Consider the following 21,075-nt stretch of genomic DNA (forward strand, 5'->3'; position numbering starts at 1 on the left):
CGACGCGGAAACCGAAGTCGTCACCGCGAGAATCCGATCCCGCGGCGTCGGGCGGCACGGACGCCATTGAGGATGACGACCACTTCGGCGACCTCGTGGACAAGGACGACACCAGCGAGGCCGAGAACGCCGAACAAGGCGAGGGGGAACAGAACGACGATGATGGCCAGGGCGAGTGCGATGTTGATGGTCATGATGCGCCGTCCGCGGCGGGCGTGGGCGAGGGCTGCGGGGATGAGGCGAAGGTCGTTACCGGTGAAGGCGATGTCGGCGGATTCGATGGCCGCAGCTGAGCCTTTCACACCCATCGCGATCCCGACGGTCGCGGTGGCAAGGGCGGGGGCGTCGTTGATGCCGTCGCCGACCATGGCCGTCGGACTCTCCGTGACGAGGGCCGTGATGGCGGCGGCCTTGTCGGCGGGGAGTTGCTCGGCGCGTACGTCGCTGATGCCGGCGCGGGCGGCGAGGGCATAGGCGGTTCGCTGGTTGTCGCCGGTGAGCATGACGGTGCGTATGCCCTGCGCGTTCAGCATGGAGATGGTCTCGGCGGATTCGGGGCGCAGTTCGTCCCGCACGCCGATGAGGCCCGAGACCTGACCGTCGGTCTCGACGACGACGACGGTCATACCGTCTCCGGCCATCTCGTCGGCGGACTTGGTGAGCTCACCCAGTTCCGAGAGCCAGCGTGCGTTCCCGACCCGCACGCGGGTGGAGCCGACGAGGCCGGTGAGGCCGTGGCCGGCATCTTCGACGACATCTGTCGCTGCGGGGATGTCGGACGCGGCGCGAATGATGGCGGCGGCAAGCGGGTGAGTGCTCGTGGTCTCGAGGGCGGCGGCGAGGGAGATGATCTCCTCGCGGGAGCGACCGTGAGCAGGCACGACGGCGACGATCTCCGGCTCGTTGCGCGTGAGGGTGCCGGTCTTGTCGAGCGCGACGGTGCGGATGGTGCCGAACTGTTCGAAGGCCTCGCCGGACTTGATGACCACACCGAACTTCGAGGCCGAACCGATGGCGCTGATGACCGTCACCGGAACGGCGATGGCCAAAGCGCACGGGGACGCGGCGACGAGCACGACGAGCGCCCTCTCGATCCACAGGCCGGGATCCCCGACGATGAACCCGAACACGGCCACGAGGGCTGCGATGATGAGCACGGCCGGCACGAGTGGGCGGGCGATCCGGTCCGCCAGGCGGGCCCGCTCGCCCTTGCGGGCGTGCGCCTGCTCGACCAGCTCGACGATCTGGGTGAGGGAATTGTCGCGGCCGTCGGCGGTTGCTTCGATCCGCAACGTCGCAGCCCCGTTCACCGATCCCGCGGGGACGGCGTGTCCCGGTCCGACCTCCACCGGGATCGACTCGCCCGTCACGGCAGACGTGTCGATGCCGGAGCGGCCCTCGACCACCACGCCATCCGTCGCGATCCGTTCTCCCGCACCGACGACGAGGATGTCGAGCTCGCGGACCTCCGCGGCGGGGATCGTCACGTCACCGTTCAGGCGCGAGACACGCACGGTCTCCGGGATCAGCGACAGCAGCGCGCGTAGTCCCTCCTTCGCCCGATCCATAGCCCGATCCTCGAGAGCTTCGGCAAGCGAGAACAGGAACGCCAGCGCTGCAGCTTCGCCCACGTGGCCGAGAGCTACGGCGCCGATGGCGGCGATGGTCATCAGAAGGCCGACGCCGAGTCGGCCCCGCACCAGGCGGCGGATCGCCCCGGGGACGAACGTGTACGCACCCGCGAGGAGTGCGACCGTCTGGAGGACAAGCGCCGGAACCGGCAGTCCGGACCACTCGAAGACATAACCTGCCAGCAGCATCACGCCGGCAACCGCGGACGGCAGGAGCGCGGTGTCGCGCCAGAGCGGTGGCCGTTCTTCGTGCTCAGCGTCCCCGCGCGAATGATCCGCGTCGCGGGGGGAAGCCGGTCCGCAGCAGGCGTCGTCCTCCAGGAGCGGCGTTCGCCTCGATGATGAATCGGACGTGATGGGGTCGGGTCCGCAGCAGGCGTCTGCGGCGGCAGAGGGCTGGCGTAGCTCGAGCCGACGGACAGTTCTCGTCTGGCGTGGCTCGACCGGGCCGCAGCATTCCTCGCTCATCGGATCTCCTCCATCGACCTGTCGGTAGGCGAGCAGCATAGAGGCACGTCACAGTTCTCGTCCGTGCACGCCTCTCCGTCGTCGACCGCGAGGACCGTGTTCACCAGCAGAGTGATGGCTCGAGTCACATGCGGATCCGCGATCTCGTACCGCGTCTGACGTCCCTCCGGTGTCGCGACCACGATGCCGCACCCTCGAAGACACGCGAGATGGTTCGACACGTTGGTGCGAGACAGATCCAGTGCCTCGGACAAGCGCGCCGGGTATCCCGGCCCGGAAAGCAGTTCCAGCAGAATCCGAGAACGAGTGGGGTCAGCCATGGCGCGCCCCAATCGGTTCATCACGTCGAGACGAGAAGCAATGGTCAGCATGCAATGACTATACAGTGCTTGCTGACTTATCCTTCAACAGAGCGGTGCGCTCGAGCTCTGGATGCGGGTGTGGAGTTTCGCCGGGCGACCGCAACGTAGACTGGAGAGGATGATGCGGCGCACGAACACCGGACGCTCAGCGCACGTCCCCCGCGGGCCGCTTGCGATGAGGGTGCTCTTCGGGATCATTATTGCTCTGCTTCTCACGCTCGGTATCGCGAGCACTGTCCACGCTGAGACTGCGACGTCAGCCACAGCGTCACCGGAAAGCTTCTCGTTGTCGAGTGAGCACGACGAACGAGACCAGTCCGCGGTGTCCTCTGCTGGATCATCTGATGTCGCCGCCGCTGTGTGCATAGTCGGCGCGCTTCTCGGCGTGCTGGTATTCGCCCGACTCTCCCGCGCGCGACTCCGCATCCCGATGCAAGCCCCTTCACGAGACTCCGCGCACCGCGCATCGATTCCGCGCATTCAGGGACCACATCTGCTGCGCCCTGACCTCGCGCGGCTGCAGATCTCCCGAACCTGACTCTCCGGCTCAGTGCCGCCTTCATCCGTGCCATCGCGCGGATGCGGATCGACGCACGTCGTCGACAGCTTGGAGAGATGACTTGGAGAACACGCCCCTCACCCCGACCCCCGCCGAGGTCTCAGTCAATCGGCGCGCCGTTTCGCGGAACCTAATCCTCGGAGCCGGCGCACTCATCGGCCTGCTCGCGACATTTTCGGGATGCGCGTCCACTGTCGCATTGAAACCTGCGACGAATGCGAACGCCCCCGAATGCGCCGACGTGACGGTTCGGCTTCCCGCAGCCGTCGGAGAGTTCACCGGTCGCACGACCGATGCCCAAGCGACCGCCGCATGGGGAGACCCGACCATCGTCGTCTTTACCTGCGGGCTCGAGCCGCCAGCACCGACGACGCTGCAATGCGTGACCATCAACTCCGTCGATTGGATCGTCGACGAACAAGATTCCCCCTACCTGCGCTTGACGACCTACGGCCGAACGCCCGCAGCCCAGGCCTACGTCGATACGACGAAGCTCTCCGCGGATGCCGCGTTGCAAGCCCTCGCACCCGCGGTCCAGATGCTGCCGAAAACGTCCGCCTGCTCCGCGCCGGACACCGCGTCATCCGACGACGAGGACGCGCCGACCACGGGCGGCTCCGGAGACCTCCCGTGAACGCCAGGGGGCTCCGACTGGTCGGACCCGCACTCCTGCTCACCTCGGCGCTGGTCGCGCTCCTTCTGGGATTGGTGATAGGTGGCGGGGCTGATCCACGGGTCACCAGCGACCCCGGCGCGGTCGTCCGGTGGGGACTGCCGGTCGCGAAGCTCATCGTCAACCTCGGGGCGGCGGTCATGGTGGGATCGGCCGTCCTTGCTGCGTACGCTCTCACACAGGGCGAGAAGGAGTTCGATACCGCCCTGGATGTCGCCTCCATCGGTGCCGCAGTGCTCACCATCGGCGCAGGAGTCACTGGTTATCTCACCTTCCTGTCATCGTTCAATCCTGAGGTGTCACTCGGCCCGGGATTCGGTCAGCAGTTCGGCAGATTCCTCCTCGAGACGGAGCTGGGTCGCGTCTGGCTCATCACAACAGTGATGGCCGCGATACTCACGGTGATCTCGTATGCGTTCCGGGGATGGGCGGCCGCGCTGTTGCTGACGTTCCTTTCGCTGGCGTCGCTGGTCCCGATGGCCACGCAAGGTCATTCCGGAAGCCTCGCCAATCATGATGCTGCGGTCATGTCGCTCGTGCTGCACATCACCAGCGCGGCGGTATGGCTCGGCGGTCTTCTCGCGCTGGTGTTCCTCAGGCCGTCTGCGCGCGAGCACCGTCTGCGGGCAATCGTCGAGCGATACTCGACCATCGCACTCGTCGCTTTCGTGGTCGTCTCCGTGTCCGGAGTCGCCCGCGCGATGACGTCTGTCAGCGGCTGGCGAGAACTTCTCAGCGCGTACGGAGCTGTGCTCTTGGTGAAGGTGGTGGCGCTCACGCTCCTCGGCGTCGTGGGTGTCGCGCACCGTCGGTGGTACATCCGCCGTGGGGTCGGAGAGCGGGCACCGTTCTGGACGTTCGTCACCGTCGAGTTCGCGGTCATGGGCATCGCGAGTGGTGCCGCAGCGGCGCTCGCCCGCACGCCAGCGCCGGCAGACACCTCAGCTCCGGCGCTGACGACACCGGCTGAGATCCTCACCGAAGCACCGCTTCCACCCGAACTCACACTCGTCGGTTGGCTGAGCGGGAACGACGTGAATCTCTTGTGGGCGGTGGTCGCAGGTTTCGGAGTCTTCTTCTATCTGATGGGTGTCCGTCGCCTGCGGCAACGCGGCGAGGGGTGGAGCGGCCTGCGCACGTTCGCCTGGATCAGCGGGATGGTGCTGCTGGCTTGGGTGAACGGTGGGGCGGTCGCTGTCTACTCCGACTACCTCCACAGCGTCGACGCGGCGGGACGGATGCTCATGCTCCTCGTGGTTCCCTCCCTCCTCGTGTTTGGCGCGCCATATCGCCTGGCATTGGAGGGAATCACCAACCGCACCGATGGGAGTCGTGGAATCCGCGAGTGGCTGCAAGCAGGGGAGCGCTCGCGGATCGTCCTCTTCCTGCGCCACCCCATAGTCGCGATGTGCACGTTCGCTTTTATCGTGTGGGGCGTATCCGCCACTGGCCTCTTGCGCGATTCCCTCGCCGATCCCTTGGTGCATGAATTGCGCGTCGTCGCGCTGCTCGTAGCGGGAAGCTTGGTGACCGCTGCGATCCTCCGTCCTGCCGGCACATATCCCCGGCGGATGCGTGTGGTTGTCGTGTTCGGATCGGCTGCCGCGCTGGCGAGTGTAGGCAGTTGGGTGCTGCTTCAGAGCGGCCTGATTGCTGCGAGCTGGTTCGGGGCGATGGGTCGTCAATGGGGCCTGGAGCCGATGGCGGACCAACAAGCAGCCGGCATGGTGATCCTGCTCTCGGCGCCGATGCTGCTCCTCTTCGGCCTCAGCGTCGACTACATACTCAGCGGGCACTCCACTCGCTCACCACAGGAGGTCGACCGACCCCTCCACTCCACTCGAAAGGCCATCTCATGACATCCGTCTCCACCCGAATCCGCCGCGTGAGCGGTGCCGTATGCGCCGCCGCTGTCGCAATCGTGCTGCTGACCGCAACCCCAGCCTCCGCACATGACAATCTCACCGACGCTGTGCCATCGGCGGGCGAGACAGTCACCAACCTCGACACAGTCGCACTGACTTTCAGCGGGGAGCTCATCGACTTCAGCCAGACGAGCTTCGCCCAGGTGCAGGGCCCCGACGGGCTCTTCTACGAGTCGTCGTGCTCCACCATCGAACTCAACGTGCTCACCACCCCCGTCGCCCTCGGAGCGTCGGGCACCTACACGGTGCTCTGGAACGCTGTGTCCAGCGACGGGCACCCCATCTCCGAGTCATACCAGTTCGACTACGCAGCGGATCCGACGGCGACCGTCGCACTCGGTTGGGACGCACCGGCGTGCGGGAACGAAGGCACCCGTACTCAACCAGGAGCAGCGCTGACCAGTACCCCGATGCCGACCGACGCCACCAACTCGGCGGCGCCCACACAAGATACCGACCGAGAGCCGCGCGCTGACGGGGCAGATGAGAGCGTCGTGGCCCTGGCGGTCGTCGGAGGCGTCGTCGTGCTGGGAGTTCTGGCGATGGCGACCGTGCTCGTGGTGCACCGTCGACGCAAGCGCGCGGAGTGACCGAGTGATTACGGCTCATTCAAAGGAAGAAGTAGGAGCGACGATTACAATCGAATCGTGTTCCATTCGATCCGGGTCGCCTGCCACGGGCGGCCGGATCGCAGCCAGATGATAATGCGGCTCATTAGCATCATCGGGCTCACACTCCTCCTGATCTTCGCCGTCGGCGCAGCCGAGCACGGAAGTGCCGATGTCACCACGGCGTCAACTACCGCCAGCACGTCGCTCGACGCCGATGAATCAGGCGCTGACGCAGCCGCTGCGGCACCCGCAGGCGTCGTGATACAGCTCGCCACGGGCGCTGCACAAGTAGACCCGGTCACGGGCGCTGTGCTGTGCGTCCTCGGTCTTCTCTGCGGACTCGTCGCAGCGGTCATGCTCTATCGGCTGCTCTGGCGCACGACAGCCGTGGTCGTGGAGACCCACGCGGCTCAGCCGCGAACGAGCGCCGCTCCGAATAGCATCCCCCTGAGGCGGACGTCGCTGACTCTGGCGACGCTCGGAATCTCCCGGACCTGACCCGTCGAAGCGTCGCGCTTCGCGCGTGCGCATCCCATCGAGCAACCGCTCGACCTTCGACCGTGTCGACAGTCCTTGGAGTACCTGATGAAACCCGCCGTCAAAGCCGGCCTCGCTGCCCTTGCCGTAACCATCGTCCTGATTATCGTCGCGGTAATCGTCGTCATCGTTAACCAGCAGAACACTGCGCCGCCAGAATCCGAGAACGGAAGCTCTACGGCGCAGGTGCTCCGCGAGAACTCGCACGTTCTCGACGACGGGGGAGACGGGTCAGTCACCGTCGTTGAATTCCTCGACTTCGAATGCGAAGCGTGCGGAGCCTTCTACCCCGTGGTCGAAGACCTTCGCGAGCGCTACGACGGCGAGATCACCTATGTCATCCGCTACTTCCCGCTACCGGGTCACCTGAACTCCAGGAATGCCGCGTTCGCGGCCGAAGCGGCTGCGCAGCAGGGACGCCTTGAGGAGATGTACCGCAAGCTCTTCGAGACGCAGGCTCAATGGGGTGAAGCTCAGGAATCGCGGGCGAGCTTGTTCCGAGGCTTCGCTGAGGAGATCGGCCTGGACATGGCCGCTTACGATACCGCGATCTCTGACCCCGCGACGGTCGCACGAGTCGATCTCGACTACAGCGACGGTCAGGCACTGGGAGTAAGCGGAACTCCGACGTTCTTCGTGAACGGCGATGCCATCACACTCGAGCGCTACGACGACCTCGAGAACGCGATCCTCTCAGCGGGCAAGGGAACATGACACTCCTAGGCCTCTCTCATCGTCGAGTCATCATCGTCGGCTCCGGCCACGCCGGTCTCTCCGTCGCCGCCGAACTCTCGCGTTCGGGCCTGAAGCCGCAACGGGACTTCGCCGTCATCGACAGCAATCCTGACGGGCGTCGTTCGTGGGCGTTCCGCTGGTCGTCGATGACACTCCTGACAGAGGCCGGGCGGAGCACGGTCGCCGGCCGGCATCTCACAGGCGACCCCTATCGACGCCCGTCACCGCGAGAGCTTGAACAGCATCTTCTCGACGTCGAGGCCGCCTTAGGCCTCACGACGCTGTGGGGCAGCAGAGCGACAGGCGTGGACCGTCTGGGGGACGGATCCACTCTGCTTCTGTCAACGAACGAAGGGCCGGTACAGACGCGCAACATCGTCTGCGCCACCGGGTCCGCGGCTCGACCTCGGATCCCGAACTGGGCGGTAGACGCCGCGGTAACGGGGATCATGGTTCATAGCGCCGACTATCGCGGACCGAGCCAGATTCCCAGCGGTGACGTGCTGGTCGTCGGAGCCGGCCACAGCGGCCAAGAGATCGCGCGCGAGCTCAGTCGCACGCACCGCGTCACGCTGTCGTCCCAGCCGTCGGCGGTCTCCGCAGTTCGACCGGCACGACGCGGCGTCGGGCGGCGTCGGGCAAAAGCGCGAGGTGGGGCAGCTCTCGCACTGGATCCGGAATGGGAACAACTCGGCATCGAGGTGCTGCCTGCGGCCATCGCCGCAGACGGAGCACACATCGTCTTCGACGATGGTCGTCGTATCGTTCCGCAGTCCATCATCTACGCGACCGGATACCTGCCCGCGGACGGCTGGCTTCCCCGTCCGGTACTCGATGCCACGTCCAGTCGCCGGAAGCGCGGGACTACGAGCGTCCCAGGTCTGTTCGTCGTCGGCATGCCGAGCCACGGTAGCCAGGATTCAGACACCTTCGACGGGGCACGCCGTGACGCGATCTCGATTGCACGCCACATCATGAAGCGCCCCTGAATACGTTCGTCCGAAATGCACCGACCGAAACGAGGATCACACATGAGACATCCGATGGCCACGACGAAACATGCGTGGGGTGCCGTCGCGTGTGCGTTGCTGATCCTCGCGACGGTCCTGCTGGTTTCGCCTTCGGTTTCAGCGTCCGCAGTTGGGGACGTCGCACCAGTTACCGCGTCCCCCACTCCGGAACAGAGTTCAACGCCGTCGCCTTCGCCGTCGCCCGAAGAGACAGAGTCGGACAAGGACCGTCATCAAAGGCAGAACGGAGAGCGGCCGGTGGAACGAGACGATCTCGGGTTCCTCGGCATCCTGTTCGTCATCGGCATGGGGTTCGTTCTCGTAGCGGGCGCTGTCGGTGTCGCGTTCGCCGGGTGGAAGCGCCGCCGGCGCGACCGAGCAGCGGCCGACACGGAAGGAGGCGCGTGATCATGAGTGCGCGCGTGCCGAAGCTCGCCATCGCGTTCGCCGTCGCCGGTGCGACCGTCATCATCGACCAAGTGTCGAAGGCGGTCGCCTTGGCGCAACTGAGTACCACGGAGCGCATTCCGCTACTGGGAGACCTCTTCGGGCTGCAACTGGCGTTCAACCCGGGTGCCATCCTGTCGTTCGGTTCCAGCGCGACTCCGCTGCTGACCGCAGTCGGAATCGCAGCGACGGTCGTGCTCATCAGGAGCGCAATCCGATCCCGTACCACGTGGTGGGCGGTCGGTATCGGGTTCATTCTCGGGGGAGCCATCGGCAACGTCCTGGACCGTCTCTTCGCACCCCCTGCGTTCGGCCGCGGGTACGTCACCGACTTCCTCGCCTACTCGGACCTCTTCATCGGCAATCTGGCGGACGTGGCGCTGGGGGTCGGTGCCGTCGTGCTGGTCGTCGGGCTACTTCGGCGCCGCCGTGGTCCAGAGGACGACGTCGTCACGCCTCCCGCTTCGATGCCACAGGACATGAGCGAAGGATGGGGACGCTCATGACACAGAAGAAGCGGACCCCTTCCACCTATCAGCGGAACGCTCTTGCTCCGAGTCTGCTCGCAGCCGCGGTGCTGTTCCTCGCCCCCGTGCTGCTGGCGAGTGACTGGGCCTCGGTCATCCTCTACGTCACGTCGATCCTCGCGGTCATCGTCGGATGGTTCGCCGTGCAAGCGCGCCACTGGTGGTGGATCCCGGTGTTCATCGCCATCGCCGTCCTGTGGAATCCCGTCATGCCCTTCCCGTTCGCCGGACCGGTCTGGACCGGAATCCAGCCCGCGGCAGCAGTCGTCTTCCTGGTAGCGGGAAGCCTTATCAAGTTCCCCCGACCCTGATGTCGGCACTCATCGCTCAGCTCATCGACAGGCCGGAGGGGGCCCGTCGATGACTCCGTGGATCCCCGACGTCGCGCCCACCTTCCCTGACTACTTCGCCGTGGTTCCGGGGGCGCTTCCGGTGCTGCCGGTGGTCGCTGGGCTGCTTGCACTTCTCTACATGGTCGGGGCCGTTCGCATGTGGACGCACGGTCGACGCTGGTCCATCTGGCGTACGTTCAGCTTCCTCAGCGGCTGCGCGCTCCTGGCTGGGACGACCGGTCTCGCCGTGGAGAATTACGGCTACGCGTTGATGTCGGTGTTCATGTTCCAGCAGCTCACTCTGATGATGGCGATTCCGCCGCTACTCATCCTGGGATCTCCGGGCACCTTGCTGCTCCGCGCCACCCCGCACGTAGGGCTGGGGCGTAGGGCACTCGCCGTCGCCCACGCGGGGCTGCGCAGCAGACTCGCGCGCTGGGCTCTGAGCCCATGGGCGGCGCTCCCTCTCTATCTGGCCGCGTTCTACGGCCTGTACCTCGCGGGGTTCGCAGACTCCCTCCTGAGCTCGACCGCGGGACACATCGCCCTCGAGGTGGCGTTCCTCGGCGCGGGCATCATCTTCACAATCCCCATCCTGAGCTCCGACCCGCTACCCGTTCGCCTCAGTCACGGCGGCCGCGCCCTCGATGTGTTCGCCGAAGCCGCGCTGCACGCCTTCTTCGGAGTGTTCCTCATGATGGCCACCACCATGCTCATCACCCACTTCGTCGCGCCCACGCAGGCCATGGGACTCGACCCCATCGAAGACCAGCGGCTCGCCGGCGGACTCGCCTGGTCGTACGGCGAGGCCCCCACGCTCCTGATGCTGATCTACGTCATGCACCGATGGTTCCGGGAGGACACCGCACGATCCAAGGCACAGGACCGGTACGTAGACATGTACGGATCATCCGAGCTGGATGAGTACAACGCGTACCTCCAGAAACTCCGCGAGCGGGACGCCTGAGCAATGCCGACGACACTCCACTCCACGCCGACGTCTGAGGCCCGAACGACGCACACTGATCTCACGCGACCACTCGTCGGTGTATGGGTCGCCGTTCCACTGTCGGCGGTCGGTGGACTCGCCATGGACCTCGCGACCCCCGAGGTCAGTTGGTGGCCCCTCGCGTTCGTCAGCGTCGTCCTCACCTTGGTTGCGACCGTCGGACGTAGCGTCGGCGGAGCGCTGCTCGTCGGTCTCGCGTTCGGTGTCACGTTCTACGCGCTTCACCTCGATTGGGTTGGTCAGTTCCTCGGGCCGTTGCCACGCATCGCGTTGTCGGGGCTGCAGGCTCTCCTGTTCGGGCTCGGTGCGGTTCCCATAGCGCTGGCATACCGATGGACGAGCCGCTTCCGTGGCCGTCGTGTCTGGCAAATCGTCGCCGTACCCGCACTGGTCGGCGGGTTGTGGGTTGCCCGCGAGATCGTGCTCGGATCGTGGCCGTACGGCGGGTTCCCCTGGGTGCGACTCGGGATGACGCAGGTAGAGAGCCCGTTCCCGGAAGCTACGTCGTGGATCGGTGTGACCGGGCTCTCGCTCACCATCGCGGTCATCGCTGCGAGCATCGTGCAGTGGCTTCGTATCGGGTTGCGCGCAGTGTCCGTTCTGACGCCCGCTGTCGTCCTGGTTTTCGGACTCAGTGTGACACCGCAATATGCGACGACAGGCGCGGGCACATTCGCGGTTGGGTGGGTCCAAGGCAACGGTCCCTCAGGCTACTTCGACGGTAGAGCCTCGGGTGACCTGCTCAAAGCACAGGTCGAGGCATCGGAACCGATTCTCGACCGGAACATGGACGTGCTCGTTTGGCCCGAAGGATCGGCGGAGTTCGACCCGTTCCGCAACCGACAGGCCGCCTCTGAACTGAATCGGATCGTGTCCCGGACGGGGGCGCCGCTTCTGGCGAACGCGGCGACGGCACGAGGCGATGAGACGTTCAACACCTCCTTCCTGTGGACGGCAAACCCCGGCAGCTCTCAAGTCCACGACAAGGTCAATCCCGTCCCATTCGGCGAGTACGTCCCCGACCGATGGTTGTACGAGCGCCTTGCCCCCGACCTCGTCGGGCTGATCCAGCGCGAGTACACTGCCGGCACGAACCCACCCGTCGTGACCGTCGGCGAGACCGACATCGGTCTCGCGATCTGCTTCGACGTGATCTTCGACGACGTGATCCGTGCCGCTGCTGAGCAGGATGTGAAGCTCTACATCTTCCAAACCAACAACGCGGACTTCCGCGGCTCCGACGAGAACCTTCAGCAACTGGCCTTTGCCCGGATGCGTGCCATCCAGACCGGTAAGAGCGTGGTGAACGTTTCCACTGTGGGCACCAGTCAAGTCATAGCCCCGGACGGCGCGATCCTCGACACAGCAGGCGTCGACACGGTCGCTGCCGCAATCACGGATGTGCCGCTCCGCTCAGGCATCGCACCAGGCATCCTCGCGGAGAAGTGGCTCGCGTTGAGCGCGCCATTGCTCGCGTTCGGAAGCCTCGCAACACTTGCCCTCATCGTTCGACGTGCATCGTCGAACGGCCCAGACTCGACCCCCGAACCCGAATCCGGAGGCCCGAACCGTGACCACACATGACCCTCTCGAGCCGAACATTCGACCGGAGCCGCTTCTCACGCGGTCGGAGCTTCGACGCCGAGAGACCGCGTCGACAGCCCCGACTCCGCCAGTCACCCGCTCCGAACTTCGGCGCAGGCGCGAGGCCCTGTCCCATCCGCCGATTCCACCAATCAGTGCATCCGACCATCGACCTCGTGACGAGGGCATTCCGAGCCGAGAGCACGACGTGCGGACTCCGGCGAAGACGGTGAACACGACTCCATCCACCACCCCCACGGAGCAGGACGCTCGACGCGTTGCAAAGCCTGCTCCTGCGAGGTCCATCGGGCGGCGAATCGGGAGAACGCTCATCGTGGTGGGCACATTGACCGTCGCTTCCTCGTTCATGGTCGGCATGACGATCCCGGCCGAGACCGTCGCGGCGGCCAGGACGGATACCACGGCGCGGTTCGCGCCCTCCGAGAGCGACGGATCCGCCGCCGATAGTGACATTCAGGCGTTTGTCGTGCCGGAGGATGCTGCGGCGGAGGACCTTGGTCGGTCGAACGGCTTCAGCGTGACGTCTGTCCCGCAGCTCGCGGCGGCAGCAGGAATCCGTTACTTCAGCGGATCCCTGCTGCTCGATCCCGATGCTGAGGTGCAGTGGCCGTTCCCGGTCAGCGTGCCCACGTCGTCGAGTTTCGGGCCCAGGTGGGGGCGAATGCATGAAGGCGCCGACTTCACACCAGGTGAGGGAGCTCAGATCCGCGCCGTGGCCGGCGGAACGGTCCGCATCGCGACCGAGAACGGCGGGGCGTTCGGGGTCACGGTCTACATTGAGAGCAAGATCGACGGGCAGACGGTATTCAGCCGCTACGCGCACATGTTGCGCGGCTCCCTCGGAGTTCGTGAGGGGGAGAGTGTCTCCGTCGGCGAAGTCGTCGGACGAGTCGGCAACACCGGACGCAGTTTTGGTGCGCACTTGCACCTTGAAGTGTCGACAGGAGACGGAACGGTCGATCCTGTCGCTTGGCTGCGGGAGCAGACCGGTGAATGAGCTCCGGCGCGTCCCGCTTGATGACCTCGACCTGAGAGGCGGGGCGATGAACCCTCGTCTAGGGCGAAAGGCGGCGACATCGCCGTTTGCCGTCGGTGTGATTGTCGTGGTCATGGCGTCACTGTTGCTCGTGTTGGGCGTCGCCTGCGCTCCATATCAGGCGACACCTGATGCATCGACGTCCGTCGGCGTCGACGATCCCTCGGCGCTCGATGCACGAAACGCTGCGCCGGACGCGCCCTCGGTTGCGTCGGCGGGGGAGCCCTCTGCATCGAGTATCGGCATGGGCCCCGTTGCGTGCGCTCTCGGACTGTTCTGCGGAGTACTTCTCCTGCTCCTCAGCGCTCTGCGTCGGCCAATGCCTCTAATGAACCCGGGACGTATCAGGTCTCACCTGATACGTCGACTTCTTCCGAGCATCGCGATGAGGGCCACCGCCCCCTCTCTCACGAAACTCCGCGTGTCGCGGACCTGAGCTTCCTCGATTCACGCCGTCGTCATGCTCGTCACTCGGGAGCGAGACGCGACGTCGCCCCGGGACCCGCTCCTCGTCGAGCACTGATGGCCCGGGCGCGAGGCATGAGCCCGATAACCACCGGCTCTGCCCTGCCAAACGAGATTCAGATCCGAAGAGGAACCTATGCTCAGCGAGCCCGTCCCCCGACCACCCGCCACCGGCGTCCCCAGCGCGCAGGATCACGGCCGACGACGACGTATTCGTCACGCCGTGCTCGCCTCCATACCCGTCCTTCTCCTGCTCGCAGGGTGCGCGTCCAACGACTCCCTTTCCCAGCAGTACAGGGATGGCAACGAGAAAGGCTTCATCGCGGGAGACTTCCAAGTCGTCGAGATCCCGCAAGACGAGCGCGGAGAGCCGGTGACATTCGAAGGGGTCACGGAGACCGAAGAGGAAGTCGCGAGTGACGACTACCGCGGCGACGTCCTCGTCGTGAACTTCTGGTACGCCGCATGCGGCCCCTGCATCGTCGAGGCGCCATACCTCGAACAGGTGTGGCAGGACTATCGCGACGACGGCGTGGCCTTTCTTGGGGTGAACACCTACGACCAACCCGCCACCGCGCTCTCGTTCGCCAAAGACAACGGCGTCACGTATCCGAGCGTGATCGACGTCAACGACGGCAAGGTCAAGCTGGCCTTCGCTCAGGTGACGCCGATCCAAGCCACGCCGACCACCCTGGTCATCGACCGCTCCGGCAGAGTCGCCGCCCGCGTCATCGGTCAGCTCGACAGTGCCTCAATCCTCGCGACGCTCGTCGAGGACGTTCTCGAGGAGAGCGTCCCATGAACCCTGGAACGCTTATCGTCGACGGAGTTCTGTGGATCGCCATCCCCGTGGCGATCCTCGCCGGGCTCGTCTCCTTCGTCTCACCGTGCGTCCTCCCTTTGGTGCCCGGGTACCTGGGGTACCTCGGCGGAACTGTGCGGCCAGAACAGGGCAAGAGCGGAAGCCGAGAGTCGCACCGCGGTCGACTGATGCTGGGGGTGGCGCTGTTCATCGCAGGTTTCACGACCGTCTTCGTCGCCGTGACCATCCTCGGCGGTGCGTTCGGCTTCGTGCTGCTGCAGTACGCGAACATTCTCACCAGGGTGTTCGGCGTCGTCATCATCGTGATGGGCTTCGTCTTCATCGGACTCTTCGGCGTCGCGCAGCGAACGATGCGCCCACGGATCGGCAGTCGTGCAGGTCTGGTCGGCGCCCCGCTGCTGGGGTTCGCACTCGGAGTGGGGTGGACACCCTGCATCGGCCCGACACTCGCCGCAATCATCTCGATGTCATGGAACTTGGGTGACCCCGCTCGAGCCGGCCTGCTCGGGCTGGCGTACTCCCTCGGCCTCGGTATCCCCTTCATCGTCCTCGCCGCCGGGTGGGGATGGGCGTCCTCCTCGCTCGCCTTCCTCCGACGCCATGTCCGCACGCTCAACCTCATCGGCGGAGCGATGCTCGTCGCTCTCGGGATCCTGATGGTCTCCGGCCTCTGGACCGCTCTCATGTCCCAACTTCAGCAGGTGATTATCAATGTCCCGCTCCCTCTCTGACCCCGACACCAAGGGCGATCCGCTCCGGCCAGCCGACCACGCCGATACCGGCGCAACATCTGAGGTGACGAGCCCGGCGCTCAGCGTGACCGGCTGGCTGCGATGGGGGTGGACACAACTGACGAGCATGCGCACCGCCTTGTTGCTGCTTCTGCTCCTCGCTGTCGCAGCGATCCCCGGTTCACTGTTCCCGCAACGCAGCGCAGACCCCAACGGCGTCGTGCAATGGCGAAGGAACAACCCCGATGCGTTCCCGCTCGCGGACGGCCTTGGACTGTTCGACGTCTACATCTCACCGTGGTTCTCCGCCATCCATCTTCTGCTGTTCGTCTCGCTCATCGGGTGTGTGATCCCGCGTGCGAAGCACCACTATGTCGCGCTGCGGTCACGACCTCCGCGCACTCCGTCCCGACTGTCGAGGTTGCCCGCTCATCGCGAGAGGTTCATCGCTGGGAAGGGTGGCGATGCTGAGGGGGCTGTCTCCGCGGCTTCCGACATGCTGCGCAGATCCGGTTACCGCGTCGAGCGTTACGACCAGGGAGGCACCTACTCGGTATCAGCAGAGCGCGGCTACCTCCGTGAGACCGGCAACCTCGTCTTCCATGTCGCGCTCGTCGGGGTGCTCCTCTCGGTCGCAGTAGGCGGATCCTTCGCGTACACCGGACAACGAGTCGTGGTGGAGGGGACGACGTTCGTGAATGCCTTGAGCGACTACTCGTCCTTCAACCCGGGACGATTCGTCGACGGCGCGGGACTTGTTCCGTACTCGCTCACGCTCGACGACTTCCGCGTCGCCTATCGACTGCCGGGCACACCGGGCGCGGGACAGGCAGAGAACTTCGATGCGCAGATCACGGTCCGCCAGCCGGGCGAGCAGGACAGTGAGCGCAGCGTTCGAGTGAACTACCCGACCACGATTGCGAATGACCGGATCTACCTCCTGGGGAACGGGTACGCCCCGACGCTGACCGTGAGGAACGGCGACGGCGACGTCGTGTTCAGTGAGTCGCAGCCGTTCCTGCCGCAGGACTCGAACATGACCTCCCTGGGCATCATCAAAATCCCGGACGGGCTACCGAAGCAAGTCGGGCTCGTCGGGTTCTTCTACCCCACGCAGGGCACTCTCCCGTCAGGTGCGTTCACGTCCATCTACCCCGACGTCGTCGATCCCGTGCTCACCTTCAACGTCTTCAGCGGGGACCTCGGCATCGACGACGGCACGCCGCGCTCCGTCTACACGCTCGACGTGAGCGGACTCGACCAGGAGACGGGCGGCGACAGCGGCACCGACTCGTTGGAACTCCGACCCGGTGACACAGCTGACCTCCCGAATGGCTGGGGGTCCGTCACATGGGAGATCGCAGAGGAACAACAACCAGTGAAGCGATTCGCCTCGCTGCAGATCCAACAAGATCCGAGCAGTGGGGGAGTGCTCCTCTTCTCGGTGATTGCCATGGTGGGTCTCTTCGCAGGCCTGTTCGTACCCCGGCGTCGCGTGTGGGTGAAAGCCCGCGACGGGATCGACGGCATCCACATCGAGTACGCCGGCCTCGCGCGCGGCGACGACCCCACGCTGCAACGAGCGGTCGACGATCTCGCACATCGTCACTCGACTTCGCTCGGCGCGGAGCCTGTGAAGCCCGCCGGCCACTTCTGACAACGACCAGCAGCACGACACGACCGAAAGGAACCCGTCATGAATCAGCTCAGCCTCGACGGCATCTCCCTCCTCCTCGTCTGGACCGCGATTGCCACCTACCTCCTCGCGTTCACCGCGTACACCATCGACCTCGCGCAGCGCAGCGCCGCACCGGTTGCCGTTCCCGTGCGGAAATTGGCGACCGTCGGCGGGCGTGGGCCGGCATCCTCATCCGAAGAGGTCGCCGAGGATGTCCCCGGCGCCGACACCGCTCTACAGCGGCCACCCCGACGCTTGTGGGCGCGAATCGGAACGTCGCTCACGGTTCTGGCGTTCCTCTTCCAGCTAGGAGGAACTCTCGGCAGAGGCATTGCGGCCGAGCGGGTCCCGTGGGCCAACATGTACGAATTCGCGCTCACCGGGACGCTCCTCATCGTCGCCGTGTACCTCGTGGTGCTGCGGCTGTACGATCTTCGATTCTTGGGCGCGTTCCTGCTCGGAATGACCGTGCTGCTTCTCGGAGGTGCGACTCTCGGCTTCTATGTCGAGGTTGTGCCGCTGATGGATCCGCTGAAGAGCGTGTGGCTGGTGATCCACGTGTTCGTGGCTTCGCTCGCCACCGCTCTGTTCGCTCTCGCCTGCGGCGTGTCAATCACCCAACTGATGCAGGGTAGGCGCGAGCGTCTCCTCAGTGACGCTCCGGACGCGCGAAAGCAGAAGCGCGGTCCTCGCTTCCTTCGCACGATCCCGTCCGCGGACGCGCTGGAGACCCTGGCGTACCGCTTCACTATCGTCGGCTTCATGTTCTGGAGCTTCACCCTCATCGCGGGAGCGATCTGGGCGAACGACTCGTGGGGTCGCTACTGGGGATTCGACGTCAAAGAGGTGTGGACCTTCGTGATCTGGGTCCTTTACGCGGGGTACATCCACGCGCGCGCCACCCGGGGGTGGCGTGGTTCCCGGTCTGCGTGGCTGTCGATTGTTGGGTTCGCAGCAGTGCTGTTCAACTTCACCGTCGTGAACATCTACTTCCCGGGGCTCCATTCCTACTCCGGGCTGACGTGATCCGGTAGGGCCGCGGCGCTATCTCACACGTAGACGCCGCGGTCCTCCATGAAACGCACCGGGTTGGTGTAGCCACCGTTGAGGTACACCTCGAAGTGCAGATGGCACCCGAAGGATCGCCCGGTGTTGCCCGCGTATGCGATGACCTGTCCCGACTCGACCCACTGACCGCGACGAACGGCGATTCCGCCCGGCTTGATGTGTGCATAGCCCGAGCTCACGCCGCCACCGTGCTGAATACGGACGTAGTTGCCGTAGTTCCCGTTGGCTCCGGCATAGTCGACTGTTCCCGAGTTCGCGGCGTAGATCGCCGCACCGCATCCGTTCGCCAGGTCTGCGCCGTAGTGGTAGCTCGATGAGCAGCCCTGGGGCCCGCAGATCGGGGTCCGTGGACCGTAGCTCGAGCTGCGTGCGCCACCGTGCGGTCGAACCCACCCTCCGCTACCGGCCTGGCCCCTCCGCCCCCCGTTGCCGCCGCTGTTCGCCGCGGCTTCGGCGGCTTCTCTCTCCCGACGAGCCTTCTCCTCCGCGGCACGCGCTGCGACGCCGGCCTGGTAAGCGGCAACCGTTTGCGCGGTCGTGTCCTGAAGCGCCGCGAGCTGTGCCTTCAGCGTCTCGAGGTAGGTGGTCTGCTCGTCGAGCGCAGCCTGTGCGGCGTCTGCGGCTTCCTGCGCTGCTGTCATCTTCTGCTCCGCGACCTGCTGCAGTCGGTCGCGCTCGTCTCGAGCGACGACCGCCTGATCTGTGAGCGACTGTGCCGCGTTCTTCGACGAGATTGCTTCGTCGTAGACCGCGCGGTTGTGCTGCATGAACTTGTCGAGCGTTCCCAATCGCGACAGCAGCTCATCCGATTCGGCTGCAGAGCCTGCGAAGAACAGCTGCAGCGTGGTGTCGTCGCCACCGTTGCGATAGAGCTGCGCCGCCAGCTGTCCGGCTTTCCTCGACGCCTCCTCAGCGATGAGGGTCTGTTCGTCGGCTTGCGCCTGCAGGTCGTCTGCGACCCGGATCGCCTCGAAGTACTGTTGCTGCGCTGCGTAGAACTCGTCGGATGCGAGCAGTGCTGCGGCCTCGGTGTCAGCGACCTTCTGCGTCAGCGACTGAATGAGGCCTTGGATGCGTTGAACTTCGACACCCTTCGCTGCCTCGTTGCCCTTGGCGCGCTGAACGTCGTCCCACGACGGGTACGTTGCGGCATGTGCGATGGAAACGCCGGATCCGACCCCGAACGCTGCGAGCGCCACCACGCTCAAGGCGCCGAGCTCGAAGACGCCGCGGCGATTGATTGGGCGCTTCCACAGTCGATCCCTCTCGGCGGGTTTCGGGGCACAGCCGCAGTCATCAGCAGCCGACGCGGAAGCGAGATCAGCGGCTGTCGGGCGTATCGGACTCACGCGTTTGGCTCCTCATCGCTGGGATATCGCCTTCAAGTTACATCACGAATTCGTGATGTATCGTCAATTCGGAGAGAGTGTCGTCGTCGTAGACTCACTATGGTGACGCGAGACATGCACTTCGATGCGGCGACGATGTTGCCGTCGAGCGCAGCCGTTCGGCTGGCGGAAGTCATGCACGGCCTCTCCTCTCCGGTGCGGCTGCGGATCCTCACCGCGCTGCGACAATCGTCGCTGACCGTCACCCAGCTCTGCGAAGCTGTGGGAGCTGGTCAGACAGCCGTGTCGAACCACCTACGGCTGATGCGCGAGCTCGGCCTCGTGTCAGGAAATCGCGACGGGCGCAACGTCCGCTACGACTTGTACGACGACCACGTCATGGCTCTGCTTGATGGCGTGCTTGGCCACGTGGCGTACCTCCCGACCGGTGTCGAGACCAGTCCACAGGACAAGTAGCCGGCTCGCTCTCTGGTTAGGGACGTGCCGTCTCGAGAGACGACAGCTCCAGTTCTATGAGCTCTCGTACGAACTCGCCGAGAGCGCCTAGCACGAGCGCGACCTCCGAGCTTGAAGGAGGGACGTCGCCATGCACGAGACGACTTCGGACGTCGTACGCATAGCTGAAGAAATCACGCGCCGTTCGATCCAAGAAGGTGCGCGGGTTCAAACGGTCTGCGAGTCGGGCGCTCGCAGAGCTGATGCTCTCCTTGTGCAACGATCCGATCCGATTCTCCAACGACTTCTTACTGATAGGTGACAGCGTCTGATCGGCTCGGACTACGGCGGCAAGTCGGCGAAGAGCGATTCGTTCCTCACTAGAGACCTTCTTGCGGACGACCATGGCTTCGGCGGCGGACGTGAGCATGAGAAGACGGGCGTCATCCGTGGGCATTCGCCAACTGGCAACATATAGGTCGAATGCCAGAGAACCGTGCGGTGAGGCGGTCGCGGAGCGCATCGCGCGCTGGAACGTCGCGCCCACGGTCTGCGCGGGCGTATGAGCGCGAACTGTTGCGCTCAGTCGAGGCACGACGATGTCCTCCGATGTCAGGTGCACCGTGACCCCCGGGCGAAAGCGGGCAGCGCGAACTCCTGTCGGGAGAGCCTCATTGAGGTCGCGCAGCGCGGTCTCAGACATCCCAGCGGATGCCTCGCGGGACAAGAAGTCGAAGTAGATTCCTGTGCGTAAAGAAGTGAGCCGCAGCGCCGGAAGAAGTTCATTGGCCCGTTGCTCCGCTATTTCAGCGGTCGGGTAGCCGGATCCGCAAAACGCCGCTCTCTCGGCGTCCGCGAGCGGCCCATTCGACTGGAGCCAGATGCTCTCGCTGTTCGACTCTGATAGCGAGAGTCGACTCTCGGCGGTGTCCGGATTGCTGTTTCCTACATGCAGCGGTACGCGGAACGAATACATGGAGCGAGCGTATCGAGACTGCGGCCGGCGCGGCCCGCTTCAGCCGGGCTATGGTTCGCGTTGCCGGCGACGCCTTGAGGCGG

At 65.2% G+C, this 21,075-nt stretch carries 21 protein-coding genes; 17 read left to right on the plus strand and 4 right to left on the minus strand.

Annotated elements, in window-relative coordinates:
• Nucleotides 1–20 precede the first annotated feature (20 nt).
• Both FY549_RS09545 and FY549_RS09550 read right to left on the minus strand, forming a co-directional pair.
• Nucleotides 21–1,820 carry a heavy metal translocating P-type ATPase gene (locus FY549_RS09545; RefSeq protein ID WP_149086071.1) on the minus strand — a complete coding sequence of 600 codons (1,800 nt, stop codon included), beginning with the start codon at nt 1,818–1,820 and terminating at the stop codon, nt 21–23.
• 275 nt (nt 1,821–2,095) lie between these two features.
• Nucleotides 2,096–2,470, minus strand: coding sequence for an ArsR/SmtB family transcription factor (locus FY549_RS09550; protein WP_101846729.1), 375 nt, complete (start codon nt 2,468–2,470; stop codon nt 2,096–2,098).
• A 611-nt stretch (nt 2,471–3,081) separates the two neighbouring features.
• Here FY549_RS09550 and FY549_RS09555 point away from each other — a divergent pair.
• The 16 genes from FY549_RS09555 to ccsB all read left to right on the plus strand — a co-directional run bounded on the left by FY549_RS09555 (nt 3,082) and on the right by ccsB (nt 18,190).
• A complete protein-coding gene (locus FY549_RS09555; RefSeq protein WP_200838705.1) occupies nt 3,082–3,654 on the plus strand; it encodes a DUF3515 family protein in 573 nt (190 codons plus the stop codon).
• Nucleotides 3,651–5,552 carry a cytochrome c oxidase assembly protein gene (locus tag FY549_RS09560; protein WP_149084822.1) on the plus strand — a complete coding sequence of 634 codons (1,902 nt, stop codon included), beginning with the start codon at nt 3,651–3,653 and terminating at the stop codon, nt 5,550–5,552. Before FY549_RS09555 ends, FY549_RS09560 begins: the two co-directional genes overlap by 4 nt.
• Nucleotides 5,549–6,208, plus strand: coding sequence for a copper resistance protein CopC (locus FY549_RS09565; RefSeq protein ID WP_158297115.1), 660 nt, complete (start codon nt 5,549–5,551; stop codon nt 6,206–6,208). Before FY549_RS09560 ends, FY549_RS09565 begins: the two co-directional genes overlap by 4 nt.
• Nucleotides 6,209–6,265: 57 nt before the next feature.
• Complete coding sequence (locus FY549_RS09570; protein WP_045262769.1) at nt 6,266–6,727, plus strand: hypothetical protein; 462 nt, start codon at nt 6,266–6,268, stop codon at nt 6,725–6,727.
• 87 nt (nt 6,728–6,814) lie between these two features.
• Nucleotides 6,815–7,480, plus strand: a complete 666-nt coding sequence (locus FY549_RS09575) for a DsbA family protein (protein ID WP_149084823.1) — start codon at nt 6,815–6,817, stop codon at nt 7,478–7,480.
• A complete protein-coding gene (locus FY549_RS09580) occupies nt 7,477–8,490 on the plus strand; it encodes an NAD(P)-binding domain-containing protein (protein ID WP_149084824.1) in 1,014 nt (337 codons plus the stop codon). Before FY549_RS09575 ends, FY549_RS09580 begins: the two co-directional genes overlap by 4 nt.
• Before the next feature lie 279 nt (nt 8,491–8,769).
• Nucleotides 8,770–8,919: a hypothetical protein gene (locus FY549_RS16515; protein WP_156149084.1), complete on the plus strand. Its 150-nt coding sequence runs from the start codon at nt 8,770–8,772 to the stop codon at nt 8,917–8,919.
• Between the two features lie 2 nt (nt 8,920–8,921).
• Nucleotides 8,922–9,464: a signal peptidase II gene (locus tag FY549_RS09585; RefSeq protein WP_045262819.1), complete on the plus strand. Its 543-nt coding sequence runs from the start codon at nt 8,922–8,924 to the stop codon at nt 9,462–9,464.
• Complete coding sequence (locus FY549_RS09590) at nt 9,461–9,796, plus strand: DUF6804 family protein (protein ID WP_045262820.1); 336 nt, start codon at nt 9,461–9,463, stop codon at nt 9,794–9,796. Before FY549_RS09585 ends, FY549_RS09590 begins: the two co-directional genes overlap by 4 nt.
• Nucleotides 9,797–9,845: 49 nt before the next feature.
• A complete protein-coding gene (locus FY549_RS09595) occupies nt 9,846–10,784 on the plus strand; it encodes a cytochrome c oxidase assembly protein (protein ID WP_045262771.1) in 939 nt (312 codons plus the stop codon).
• A 123-nt stretch (nt 10,785–10,907) separates the two neighbouring features.
• Nucleotides 10,908–12,410, plus strand: coding sequence for an apolipoprotein N-acyltransferase (lnt, locus tag FY549_RS09600; RefSeq protein ID WP_200838704.1), 1,503 nt, complete (start codon nt 10,908–10,910; stop codon nt 12,408–12,410).
• A gap of 337 nt (nt 12,411–12,747) precedes the next feature.
• Complete coding sequence (locus FY549_RS09605) at nt 12,748–13,428, plus strand: M23 family metallopeptidase (protein WP_149084825.1); 681 nt, start codon at nt 12,748–12,750, stop codon at nt 13,426–13,428.
• A 727-nt stretch (nt 13,429–14,155) separates the two neighbouring features.
• Entirely contained in the window at nt 14,156–14,734 is a 579-nt protein-coding gene (locus FY549_RS09610) for a TlpA family protein disulfide reductase (RefSeq protein WP_248540031.1), read from the plus strand.
• The gene (locus tag FY549_RS09615) at nt 14,731–15,486 is read left to right on the plus strand and encodes a cytochrome c biogenesis CcdA family protein (RefSeq protein WP_126893206.1); all 756 of its coding nucleotides are present in this window, start codon (nt 14,731–14,733) and stop codon (nt 15,484–15,486) included. The genes FY549_RS09610 and FY549_RS09615 overlap by 4 nt, the downstream gene beginning before the upstream one ends.
• Complete coding sequence (locus FY549_RS09620) at nt 15,467–17,143, plus strand: cytochrome c biogenesis protein ResB (RefSeq protein WP_101846722.1); 1,677 nt, start codon at nt 15,467–15,469, stop codon at nt 17,141–17,143. The genes FY549_RS09615 and FY549_RS09620 overlap by 20 nt, the downstream gene beginning before the upstream one ends.
• Before the next feature lie 39 nt (nt 17,144–17,182).
• On the plus strand, nt 17,183–18,190 hold the full coding sequence (gene ccsB, locus FY549_RS09625; RefSeq protein WP_101846719.1) for a c-type cytochrome biogenesis protein CcsB: 1,008 nt from the start codon (nt 17,183–17,185) through the stop codon (nt 18,188–18,190).
• A gap of 23 nt (nt 18,191–18,213) precedes the next feature.
• Here ccsB and FY549_RS09630 read toward each other — a convergent pair whose 3' ends face one another.
• A complete protein-coding gene (locus FY549_RS09630; RefSeq protein WP_149086072.1) occupies nt 18,214–19,572 on the minus strand; it encodes a M23 family metallopeptidase in 1,359 nt (452 codons plus the stop codon).
• Between the two features lie 123 nt (nt 19,573–19,695).
• Here FY549_RS09630 and FY549_RS09635 point away from each other — a divergent pair, with 123 nt between their 5' ends.
• Nucleotides 19,696–20,037: an ArsR/SmtB family transcription factor gene (locus FY549_RS09635; RefSeq protein ID WP_200838702.1), complete on the plus strand. Its 342-nt coding sequence runs from the start codon at nt 19,696–19,698 to the stop codon at nt 20,035–20,037.
• A gap of 16 nt (nt 20,038–20,053) precedes the next feature.
• On the opposite strand, the gene FY549_RS09640 is transcribed toward FY549_RS09635, so the two are convergent.
• Nucleotides 20,054–20,992 carry a hypothetical protein gene (locus tag FY549_RS09640; protein ID WP_149084826.1) on the minus strand — a complete coding sequence of 313 codons (939 nt, stop codon included), beginning with the start codon at nt 20,990–20,992 and terminating at the stop codon, nt 20,054–20,056.
• Between the last annotated feature and the right edge of the window lie 83 nt (nt 20,993–21,075).

Origin of the sequence: Microbacterium sp. 1S1 (assembly GCF_008271365.1) — a bacterium.
Lineage (GTDB): Bacteria > Actinomycetota > Actinomycetes > Actinomycetales > Microbacteriaceae > Microbacterium.

Coding starts and splice junctions, on each gene's coding strand:
- FY549_RS09545 (WP_149086071.1), bottom strand. CDS start 1,820: ATGCTGCTGGCAGGTTATGTCTTCGAGTGGTCCGGACTGCCGGTTCCG.
- FY549_RS09550 (WP_101846729.1), bottom strand. CDS start 2,470: ATGCTGACCATTGCTTCTCGTCTCGACGTGATGAACCGATTGGGGCGC.
- FY549_RS09565 (WP_158297115.1), top strand. CDS start 5,549: ATGACATCCGTCTCCACCCGAATCCGCCGCGTGAGCGGTGCCGTATGC.
- FY549_RS09575 (WP_149084823.1), top strand. CDS start 6,815: ATGAAACCCGCCGTCAAAGCCGGCCTCGCTGCCCTTGCCGTAACCATC.
- FY549_RS09580 (WP_149084824.1), top strand. CDS start 7,477: ATGACACTCCTAGGCCTCTCTCATCGTCGAGTCATCATCGTCGGCTCC.
- FY549_RS09585 (WP_045262819.1), top strand. CDS start 8,922: ATGAGTGCGCGCGTGCCGAAGCTCGCCATCGCGTTCGCCGTCGCCGGT.
- FY549_RS09590 (WP_045262820.1), top strand. CDS start 9,461: ATGACACAGAAGAAGCGGACCCCTTCCACCTATCAGCGGAACGCTCTT.
- FY549_RS09595 (WP_045262771.1), top strand. CDS start 9,846: ATGACTCCGTGGATCCCCGACGTCGCGCCCACCTTCCCTGACTACTTC.
- lnt (WP_200838704.1), top strand. CDS start 10,908: ATGGACCTCGCGACCCCCGAGGTCAGTTGGTGGCCCCTCGCGTTCGTC.
- FY549_RS09615 (WP_126893206.1), top strand. CDS start 14,731: ATGAACCCTGGAACGCTTATCGTCGACGGAGTTCTGTGGATCGCCATC.
- FY549_RS09620 (WP_101846722.1), top strand. CDS start 15,467: ATGTCCCGCTCCCTCTCTGACCCCGACACCAAGGGCGATCCGCTCCGG.
- ccsB (WP_101846719.1), top strand. CDS start 17,183: ATGAATCAGCTCAGCCTCGACGGCATCTCCCTCCTCCTCGTCTGGACC.
- FY549_RS09635 (WP_200838702.1), top strand. CDS start 19,696: ATGCACTTCGATGCGGCGACGATGTTGCCGTCGAGCGCAGCCGTTCGG.
- FY549_RS09640 (WP_149084826.1), bottom strand. CDS start 20,992: ATGTATTCGTTCCGCGTACCGCTGCATGTAGGAAACAGCAATCCGGAC.